This window comes from Bacteroides sp. 43_46 (assembly GCF_001915455.1).
GTDB lineage: Bacteria > Bacteroidota > Bacteroidia > Bacteroidales > Bacteroidaceae > Bacteroides > Bacteroides caccae.
Genome location: NZ_MNQN01000126.1, coordinates 170,653 through 180,845, shown reverse-complemented (window position 1 = coordinate 180,845; position 10,193 = coordinate 170,653). Strand labels below are relative to the sequence as shown.

Genomic DNA, 10,193 nt, shown 5'->3' with positions numbered 1-10,193 from the left:
GTTGCAGGTTCTTCCGGTTCGCTACCGCCACCTAAATCAATTTCTTGTCCGCCATTGCCGGTGGAGAGTTTTACATCATCTATTGCAAAACCTGACTCAATATCCGCAGCAAACTTAATATAAAGAGTATTCACTGCTTGTTTCAGTGTAAAGTTAGAAGTTACATAAACCCAGAATTCGTCTGCCTGCTTGTAATCATATTGGATAGCGCTTGACCAAGTTATGCCATCCTTACTTAGGTAGAAATGGAAACTTTCGGGCTTAAATGTATTGTCATAATTTCCTCCGTTTATACTCTTGGAATAGCTTGCTCCAAATCCTAGCTTGAGGTTTGTCTGGTCAGGCTTCAATGTAATCTCTTTAATTATGAAGATTGGGCTCTTAGTTCCAAAGAACACTTTGGCATTACCGGAAGCACCTTCATATCCTGCACTTAGTTTTCCGGATTCGCGTAAAGATACATTGCCTGAGCTTTCATAACTTACATTGGTTGAACCTTCCCCTGATTTGACCCAACCATTGAAGTCAGCGACCAGAGGCCATTGTTTATCTATTTGTTCTGCAGTTCCGAATGTTTCTTTATAAATAGCAACTTCCGGAACAATGTTTCCGCTTCTAATCGTAACTTCCTCTTTCATCAGCACTCCTACCTTGTTAGAAATCTGAATCAGGACTTTCGCTTCGTCTGTAATACCTTCGGGGATACTCACCTGAACTTTGTCAGAACCGTCACCTTCCATTTTGGAAAGTGTCACCCAGGTTTTATCGTCCAGTACAGTTGCTGTCCAGTGACGGTTTGCTGAAATTTCAAAATAAGATTGACTTCCCTCTACCGGGGTTCCGTCGGTATCAAATACTAACGTTTTTGGAGAAACCTCCAAACGTGGAGCTTCAGTGTCGTCGTTATCGTCAACGCAACCTGCAAATAATGCTGTAGCCATTACAAACATCGTCGTAACGAACAGTTTGAGAAAAGTTAGATTTTTCATTAGCGTTTTTAAATAAATAGTTAATATTTCTTGTGAATTGTTTGTTATCATACGTTTCGATTTAAGTAATTAGCAAACAAAGATATTTTATTTTACGAAACTAACAAAGCTTTGTGCCACTATTTTTGTGTTACAATAAGGTTAAATTTGAGTTACAGCTTTACAAGTTGATACTGTTAAGGAGTGTAACAGTATGTAGGGGTTAATAAAAAATAAAAAAATAAATAGGAAGGTTTGTAATAATACTAAAAAGAACAACTGCTTTTTACAACTCTGTAGGAATATAAATGTGTGCTTATGTAAAATAATAGCAATGGTTCGGGTATTGTTATGAGATAATAGTCGGGTGTCCTTCCTGTCTTATGGTTGTAAATGCCGATAAAATTTGAGAAAATGTATAGTACTGTTTGATGTTTGTCTTTTAATACCTATATTTGTCTATATTTCATTTTAAAGAGGATAGGCATTATGAATAATACTTTTAGAATATACCCGATAGGGATACAGAGTTTTGAAGACTTACGTAATAATAACAACGTATACGTTGACAAGACGGAGTTGATATATCGGTTGGCTAATACCAATAAGGTTTATTTTTTAAGTCGTCCCCGCCGCTTCGGGAAAAGTTTGCTGGTTTCCACTTTGGACGCTTATTTTCGGGGAAGAAAAGACTTGTTCCAAGGATTGGCAATGGAACGTTTGGAGAAAGAATGGAATGTCTATCCGGTGCTGCACATAGATTTCAGCATGACGAAATATACCACTATGGCTGATCTGAACGAACGTTTGAATCTTCAACTTTGTGAGTGGGAGCGAATTTATGGGAACGCTCCGGAAGAGGAGGGCTATGCAGCCCGTTTTTCCGGGATAATAAAAAGAGCATACCAGCAAACCGGTTTGCAGGTAGTAGTGCTTATTGACGAATATGATGCGCCTTTATTAGACAGTAACCATTTGCCGGAACTGCAAAATGAATTACGTGAAGAAATGCGGAAATTCTTTAGTCCTTTAAAGGCACAAGGAGAATATCTTCGTTTCCTTTTCTTGACGGGAATCAGCAAATTCAGTCAAATGAGTATTTTCAGTGAACTGAATAATTTGCAGAATATCAGCATGCGGGATGATTATAGCGCAATTTGTGGTATTACCGAGCAGGAATTACGTACGCAACTGAAAGCAGATATTGAGATGATGGCACAGGCTAATGGCGAAACCTATGAGGAGGCCTGTTTGCACTTGAAACAGCAGTATGACGGGTATCATTTTAGCAAAAAGTGTGAAGACGTTTATAATCCATTTAGTTTGTTTAATGCATTTGCTCAAAAGAGCTATGAGAATTTCTGGTTTTCTACCGGAACACCTACTTTCTTGATAAACATATTGCAGCAGAGTAATTTCGATATTCGCGAATTGGATGGGACTACGGCTACTGCCGAACAGTTTGATGCTCCTACAAGTGTTATCACTGATCCTCTCCCTGTGCTTTATCAAAGTGGTTATCTTACTATCAAGGGCTACGATTCGGAATTCCAACTTTATACTTTGGCTTATCCCAACAAAGAAGTGCGGAAAGGATTTATCGAGTCTCTTATGCCCGCCTACGTACATTTGCCGGCACGTGAAAATACGTTTTATGTGGTTTCTTTTATCAAAGACTTGCGTGCCGGAAAACTGGTTGAATGTCTGGAGAGAATAAGGGCTTTCTTCACTTCGATTCCCAATGATCTGGAGAATAAGCAGGAAAAACATTATCAGACTATCTTCTATCTTTTATTCCGCTTGATGGGCCAATACGTGGATGTGGAAGTAAAAAGTGCTATCGGACGGGCTGACGTAGTTGTAAAATTACATGATGCTATTTATGTCTTTGAGTTCAAGGTAGATGGTACACCGGAAGAAGCGTTGGAACAAATAAACAGTAAAGGATATGCTATACCTTATCAGCCGGATCATCGAAGTGTTGTAAAGATAGGAGTCAACTTCGACAGTACGACAAGAACTATCGGAGACTGGGTCATTGCTGAAGAATAGTGACTATTGGGCACTGTTCGCAATTCCTATTGATTTTTCCAATTCCTCTTTCAACCTATCACCACCCTTCTGAAACCCTTTACGGATCGTACTTACAGAACGGTGATAGGTTGTCGTTAACCTATCACCGTATCCTTCACCTGTCACCGTACCGATAATTGTATATTTATGCTCTTTTCGGCTTGATTCGGACAACTTTATAGACATTGCCGCGCTTGGCGTGTATGGAAGGCACTTGATTCCTCTGCAATATTCTTCCAAACTGGATAATGTTGCAATTGGAAACGCGGATTCTACTATCATGTTGCACCTGTTCCAGTATCTCGATGGCGAGAAGTAACTCGTATTCTTCCTCATCTTCCCGGGCAGCTCGGAAATATTGGTGGAATAATTGCTCTGCAATGGGGATCACTTGAAACTCCTGATTGCTTTCGGTCATAACCTTTTCATCTTCGGCATCGAACCAATAACGTTCTCCTTTGTAAATATCGTGTATGGCTTGCGCGTAAAGTTGTTCATAGTCGATAGGAGAACAATCGATCGGACCGGTTACGGCGATGACGATATAACGTCGGCTGCCGGAAGTGTCGGTCAGTAAATCCTTGTGATTGCTCGTGCCGATGAATGAGGCATAGCGGCGCAACTCCTGTGTCGCTACACCGTGAGGACGGTGGGTGTTGACTACCGGTTTTTGAATGATATGTTTCAGGAAAGCCTGTTGACTCTCCCTGTTTTGGTCGAACTCGTCCATGTTGATGAGTGCGAAACGGTTGAGAGATAGTTCGGCATCCCTTTTGTTGCTGAAGTCAATGCGGTCGGTGTAGTAGGGTTGCAATTCGGTCGGTAGCAGATTCCGGCAGAAAGTGGATTTCCGGTAAGCTTGCGGACCGACTAACAACGGTACCGTGCAATTTGCGTAGTTGCGGTCAGTGTGGCGCCAATGAGCCACCATATTCAGGAACCAGCGATAAAACAGATCAGGCCAGTGGATGTTGTTGCAAGGAACACGGGAAGCAAGCTCGCGGATGCGGTCGCGACCGTCCCAACGGATATCCACGCCGAAAAGGAAATCTTCGATAGGGTTGAAAACCGGAATACGGTCGGAGTTCAGATAACGGGCAACATCCCTGTCCCAAAGGTTGAGTCCTTCGAGTCGTGCGTTCATGGCGATGCTGTTGCGCGTGCGGTTGGTGACCGGGCGGAAGCAAAAACAGAACGTGTTTCGTTCGCGATATTCGGTGACGGTTGTCATCGTGTTGTAACGAAACTCGTATCGGCGTTGCATAAATTCTTCTGTCCGGAGTTCCAGTTCCTGTTCGGCTGATAAGGGGGACTTTTTCCCGAAACCTTTGGCGTTCAGATATACATTTTGTACGGTTTGGCGGATCAGGAATTCCTTCTTTTGGGTGTAGAAGTGTGCAATGGCCCAACGGGCGGTTTCCTCTTCCGGTATGCCCGACTGAAAGCAGTTTTCTGCAAGTTGGACCAAGAGAGGCTTGAGGTCATCGTCCGAATGGAGATGCATGTTGGGATGAAGTTCGCTTAATGAACGGTAAGCCTTATTCAGGGCGACCTCGAAGAGGGCGGATAAGGTGTCGAAACTGTCGTATCCCGGAATCAGCCGTTTGAATGGGGAGTTTTCCGCTTGCACGGTTTCTTTGTAGGTGGTGTCCGACGGCATTTCTAATGGTTGGCGCATATAAATGACGGTAGAGTCGGGATTGTAATAAAGTTCCGGATCGTAGGTTTGCCGGCAGAATTGATCCAATGTCGGTTTTTTAAGTTCGATGGCATAGGAGAGTGCCGGTTGACACAAGCCGACGGCTTTTCTGTAAGCGTGAGCTTGGAATATTTCCGCTTCTTCCCGGCTTTTGGGTAGTGATTTGTCCGGGCGTGTGAAACGCAGCCATATTTTTACGGAGTGTCCGCTGGAACCCATGAAGGCTGCGAGGGTTTGGGTAAGTTCTGCCGCTTCCTGTTTCACGCGGTTTACTTCCGTCCTGTTTGCCAGGTGGTTTACTTCTATTTGCACGATGCCGTTGTATGCGGTCATTTGCGTCCCGTTGGTTGTTTTGCGGAAGTTGGCGGCAGGGATGACTTTCGTCAGTTTTTGCGCTTCTTCTAGTTTGCAGTCCGGTGATGCGTGACGTATGCTTGTCCGTAGATTACTGATCGGGCGGGCTTTCGTTTCATGCTTCATCGCTTCTATTTGTAGGGTAATATCTAGCGTTCGCATGGTTAATGTCCCGCCGTTGTCCCGCATCAAAGTAAGTTTCATGTCAAGTGTGTTTATTATTTATTCCTTTTTTATTAAAGGCTGATAAAGGTAGGCTTTATAATCCGGTCGGGCAAACTCTTTCGTATTTATTTATCACTAAAACTAGGTTAAGTTTTATATGCCTTTTTGCTGCCTGTTCCATACGGGGAAACGATCGGTTTCATCGGTGAGAAACTCTAGTTTCTGCACCTTGAAACTCTGGTTTCAATAGCTTGAAACTTTAGTTCCAGCAGCTTGAAACTAAAGTTTCTTCGCCTTGAAACAAATTGTAACAAGGCATGAAACGGAAGTTACCTCTGAGTGGTACTCTTGTTTACAAGAGGCATTTATCAAATTGGGCGGTGATAGGTGATAGGTAAGGTGATAGGTTACTGACAACCTATCACCGTTCTGTAAGTACGATCTGTAAAGGGTTTCAGAAGGGTGGTGATAGGTTGAAAGAGAATTTGCATTTTTCCCTTTGTAGAGAGTAGTTGGAATATACGGAATTTCTTGTATTTATTTCCATATTTCTACTTGCCGAAATTATAGGTGCTCAGGATAAGGAACTGCTGTTGCAGAGGGAAAAAATCGCTCGAATGAATGAGATACAGATAGCCATGAGAAGACAAGGCGAACGGATGCAGGACTGTGCGAAGGTGCTTACGAAATACGAAAAGCCTTTTCATATCAGTTGGGTAGATAGATTATGGAACAATTTGAAGCAGTTGTTGTCAGGCGTGAAGCATTGGACGGGGCTGAAATAAATAGAGCGTATAATATTTTTTATCTATTCTTTTTACTTTCTTAACTCCGAATGTTTCGTAACTGTTGGGAAACCACCTACTTTTATCCCCCAAATTTGCAACATTCCGAAATGTTGCACGTCTAATAAAATAAGAACTAAATCATTCTAGTTATGAAACACAGACTGTTGCTACTATTACTATTCGTGTTCACTACATCTGTGGCGGGGTGGGCGCAAAAATCCGTGGCTCCTTCTTATACAATCAAAGGTGTGCTTCTGGATTCTTTGACGCAGGAAGGAGAACCGTATGCTACAATCAGAATTACAAAGAAAAGTGCTCCGGAGAAAGCGCTGAAAATGGCGGTGACCGGTGCGAACGGTAAATTTCAGGAGAAGCTGAATGTGCCGGCAGGAGATTATGTAATCAGTATTTCTTCGATAGGTAAAGCGCCTGTGGTGAAGGAATTTACGTTGAAATCGTCAACTAAAGTGGTCGATTTGGGAACAATGCTCTCGGCGGAAGCCAACAATGAGCTGAAAGGGGTGGAAGTCGTGGCACAAAAGCCCCTGGTAAAGGTAGATGTCGATAAGATAGAGTATAATATTGAGGATGACCCCGATTCCAAGTCCAACAGTATATTGGAAATGTTGCGTAAAGTTCCTTTGGTGACGGTGGACGGGGAAGATAATATACAGGTGAACGGAAGCAGCAGTTTCAAGGTACACGTGAACGGAAAACCCAATAACATGATGAGCAATAACCCGAAGGAAGTGTTGAAAAGTATGCCTGCCAATTCGATTAAATATATTGAGGTTATCACTTCACCGGGAGCTAAATATGATGCGGAAGGAGTGGGCGGTATCCTGAATATCGTGACAGTGGGCAGCGGATTTGAAGGATATACGGCTACTTTCCGTGGAAGCGCGAACAATAACGGGGCAGGTACCGGTGCTTATGCAATGGTGAAACAGGGGAAACTAACTCTTTCCGCCAATTATAACTTTAATTATAATAACAGCCCGCGCGGCTATTCGGACAGTTATCGTGAGAACTTTGAGTCGGATACGGAGAAATATCTTGAGTCCGGCAGCAGTTCCAAGTCAAAGGGGAATTTCCAGTACGGGAATCTTGAGGCGAGTTACGAGATTGATACGTTACGGTTGCTGACGGTGGCTTTCGGGATGTATGGCAGCAGTAATAAGAGTAACAGCGACGGTAGTACCGTGATGTACGGAGCAAATTACGAGGATGTTGCTTATAGCTACCGGACGGACAATCATGGAAAAAGTTCGTGGTTCTCCATAAATGGAAACGTTGATTATCAGCGTACTTCCAAGAAGAACAAGCAACGGATGATTACGCTTTCTTATAAGGTGAACACACAACCTCAGACGAGTGATTCTTATAGCACTTATCTCGATATTCTTCCGGATGAAAGAAAAGATGAACTGATAGAAAATCTGAAGTTGTACAATTACCATTCGGACGGTAAGACGAATACTATGGAACAGACCTTTCAGGTGGATTATACGACACCGATCGGCAAATTGCATACGATTGAAACCGGCGTGAAGTATATCTTCCGGCGGAACTCCAGTGATAATAAGTTTTACGAGGCAGCAGGAGGCAGCAATGATTATGCATACAACGAGGACCGCAGCAGCGATTACCGTCATTTGAACCATATCTTGTCCGCCTATGCCGGATATACGTTGAGATATAAGGACTTTACTTTCAAACCGGGCCTCCGCTACGAACAGACCATACAACGGGTGAAATATATTGTCGGTCCGGGAGAGAATTTCCATACCAATTTCAGTGACTTGGTGCCTTCCGTCTCTTTGGGGATGAAGATCGGCAAAACGCAGAACATACGTGCCGGTTATAATATGCGTATCTGGCGTCCGGGTATCTGGAACCTGAACCCTTATTTTGATGATCAGAACCCGATGTTTATCAGTCAGGGTAATCCGGATTTGAAGAGTGAGAAAAGTCATGCGTTCGATGTGGCTTACAGCAGTTTCAGTGCTAAGTTTAACGTGAATGTCTCGTTGCGTCACTCCTTTAATAATAATGGAATCGAGAGAATCAGCCGTTTGATTACTGCCGAGGACGGGGAAGACTTTGGCGGAGGTCATATAGCACCGCAAGGGGCTTTATACAGCACCTATGATAATATAGGCAAGAACCGGAATACCGGTCTTTCCCTTTATCTGAACTGGAATGCTTCTCCGAAAACACGTATTTATGTGAACGGACGCGGAAGTTATACAGATATGAAAAGTGAGGCGCAGGGATTGCACAACTATGGATGGAACGGTTCTTTCTACGGGGGTATTCAGCACACGCTTCCTTTGAAGTTGCGGTTGAGCCTGAATGGCGGTGGAAGTACGCCGTATATCAGTCTGCAAGGAAAGGGGTCCGGTTATCAATATTATGGTCTTAGCCTGAACCGCTCGTTCCTGAAAGAGGACCGTTTGTCTGTGAACTTATATTGTAATAACATCTTTGAAAAATACAGGAGCTACAACAACCATACGGAAGGAGCCAACTTCGTGTCAAAGAGCAGCAGCAAATGGCCGAGCCGTAGCTTTGGAGTCAGTGTCAGCTACCGGATCGGAGAACTGAAAGCCAGCGTGAAGAAAGCTGCCCGAAGCATTAGTAATGATGATGTGAAAGGCGGCGGAGGCGGAGGAAACGCCGGTGGCGGAGGTGGTCAGTAAGACCACTTCCACCGACCGTGATTCCTTATTGTTGTCTCACATCCTGTTTGTTGGTATTAAAACCGAGTTTCGTCAATCCGGCTTGTACATCGGGGTGGCTCATAAAGAGTTTCCATAACAGGCCTGTCCGGTAATTCTCGATCATGACGGCGATAGGTCCTTGGTCGATAGCCAGATAGCGTTGCGGATACCAGTTGTCCGTTTCGCTGAAAGCGTCGTAGAATCCGAAAGGACCGAATACTTTGTCTCCCATATTATATAGGTGGCGCATCACTTGCAGAGAATATTCCGGGGTGTAGACGATAGACGAAAGTGCGGCGGTGGGGGAGATGACCCCTTTGTCGTCCTGCTCGTTCGGCGAGTGGGCGGCGTATCCGTCGACGGAGTAACTGGCGGTCAGCCCCCAGCAGTCCGGCCCGAAACCTTTATAGTGTTTGGGGTTGCGGATACAGTAGGCGCGGTTGACTAGCGTCAGGTTACGCATTTCGTGGAAGTAGCTGGGACAGTATTCGTCTTTCAGTCCGACGGGGTCGAGGCCGAGGAAAGAATATTGTGCCCAGAAAAGCGGTCCGGCTTCCGTGCCCTGGTAGCGGAGATGTAATTCTATACCTTCCACCTTGTGCGGGGAAACAATCGCTCCGTTCTGTGCCCAACCGTCATGATAGACAGCGGCAGGTACTCCGTGCGTCGGTGAAGCGGCGGCAAGGATATACATAATCATGCATTCGTTGTAGCCATGTATGGGGAAATCCATTTCCCAGCCGTAAGTAGGACTCCAATGCCAATAAAGAACGTTTTGTGCGCCTTTGCGGTACCAGTCCCAGTCTACCTCCCGCCAGAGGCGGTCGATACGTTGGGCTATGGCCTTTTCTTTGTCATTACCGTTTGCGTAGTATTGGTGCACGGCTAGAAGACCCTGCATCAGGAAGGCGGTTTCTACGAGGTCGCCGCCGTTGTCTTTCTGACCGAACGGCTTCACTTTTCCGGTATCACCATACCACCAGTGTGGGTAAGCTCCGTGAAAACGGTCGGCCTTTTCGAGGAAGGAGACGATACGTTCCATACGTGCCAATCCTTCTTCGCGGGTGACGTAGCCGCGGTCTATACCGGCAAGGATAGCCATGATGCCGAAGCCGCTGCCGCCGGAGGTGACCACGTTGGCGTCATTCTGCGGATATACGCCGTCTACGTGATAACGTTCGGGGGCAAGACCGCTGTTGGGTTCTGCACCTTCCCAGAAATAAAGGAAAGTCCTTCGCTGAACGGTATCCATTAAGGCGTCATCCGATAGTGAGTCGGTGGCGGCGGTGAGGTTGCTGCTGCTTTTTCCCTTACAACTTTGGAAGGTCAGGGTAAGGGTGGATAGAAACAGTAGCATGAGAGGGAGTAGGCTTCCTGTTGTGATTCTTCTATGATGTTTATTTTTCATAACTGATACTATTAA

General features: G+C 44.8%; 6 protein-coding genes. 3 read left to right on the top strand and 3 right to left on the bottom strand.

Translation table 11 applies throughout. From position 1 onward, the window contains the following. Positions 1 to 989: BACON domain-containing protein (locus tag BHV72_RS15325; RefSeq protein ID WP_286856470.1), on the bottom strand; the 989-nt coding region annotated here is incomplete at its 3' end. A gap of 468 nt (positions 990 to 1,457) precedes the next feature. Here BHV72_RS15325 and BHV72_RS15320 point away from each other — a divergent pair. Next, positions 1,458 to 3,020 (top strand): PD-(D/E)XK nuclease domain-containing ATP-binding protein, encoded by a 1,563-nt coding sequence (locus BHV72_RS15320; RefSeq protein ID WP_286856468.1) that lies wholly within the window; start codon positions 1,458 to 1,460, stop codon positions 3,018 to 3,020. A 166-nt stretch (positions 3,021 to 3,186) separates the two neighbouring features. Here BHV72_RS15320 and BHV72_RS15315 read toward each other — a convergent pair whose 3' ends face one another. Then, a complete protein-coding gene (locus BHV72_RS15315; RefSeq protein WP_286856466.1) occupies positions 3,187 to 5,298 on the bottom strand; it encodes a BT4734/BF3469 family protein in 2,112 nt (703 codons plus the stop codon). 578 nt (positions 5,299 to 5,876) lie between these two features. Here BHV72_RS15315 and BHV72_RS15310 point away from each other — a divergent pair. Together BHV72_RS15310 and BHV72_RS15305 are read left to right on the top strand one after the other, a co-directional pair. Continuing rightward, positions 5,877 to 6,044, top strand: a complete 168-nt coding sequence (locus BHV72_RS15310) for a hypothetical protein (protein WP_182317080.1) — start codon at positions 5,877 to 5,879, stop codon at positions 6,042 to 6,044. A gap of 152 nt (positions 6,045 to 6,196) precedes the next feature. Next, on the top strand, positions 6,197 to 8,749 hold the full coding sequence (locus tag BHV72_RS15305) for a TonB-dependent receptor (protein ID WP_130056537.1): 2,553 nt from the start codon (positions 6,197 to 6,199) through the stop codon (positions 8,747 to 8,749). Between the two features lie 25 nt (positions 8,750 to 8,774). Here the strand turns inward: BHV72_RS15305 and BHV72_RS15300 are convergent, their stop codons facing one another. After that, the gene (locus tag BHV72_RS15300; RefSeq protein ID WP_502691118.1) at positions 8,775 to 10,127 is read right to left on the bottom strand and encodes a glucoamylase family protein; all 1,353 of its coding nucleotides are present in this window, start codon (positions 10,125 to 10,127) and stop codon (positions 8,775 to 8,777) included. Positions 10,128 to 10,193: the final 66 nt, after the last annotated feature.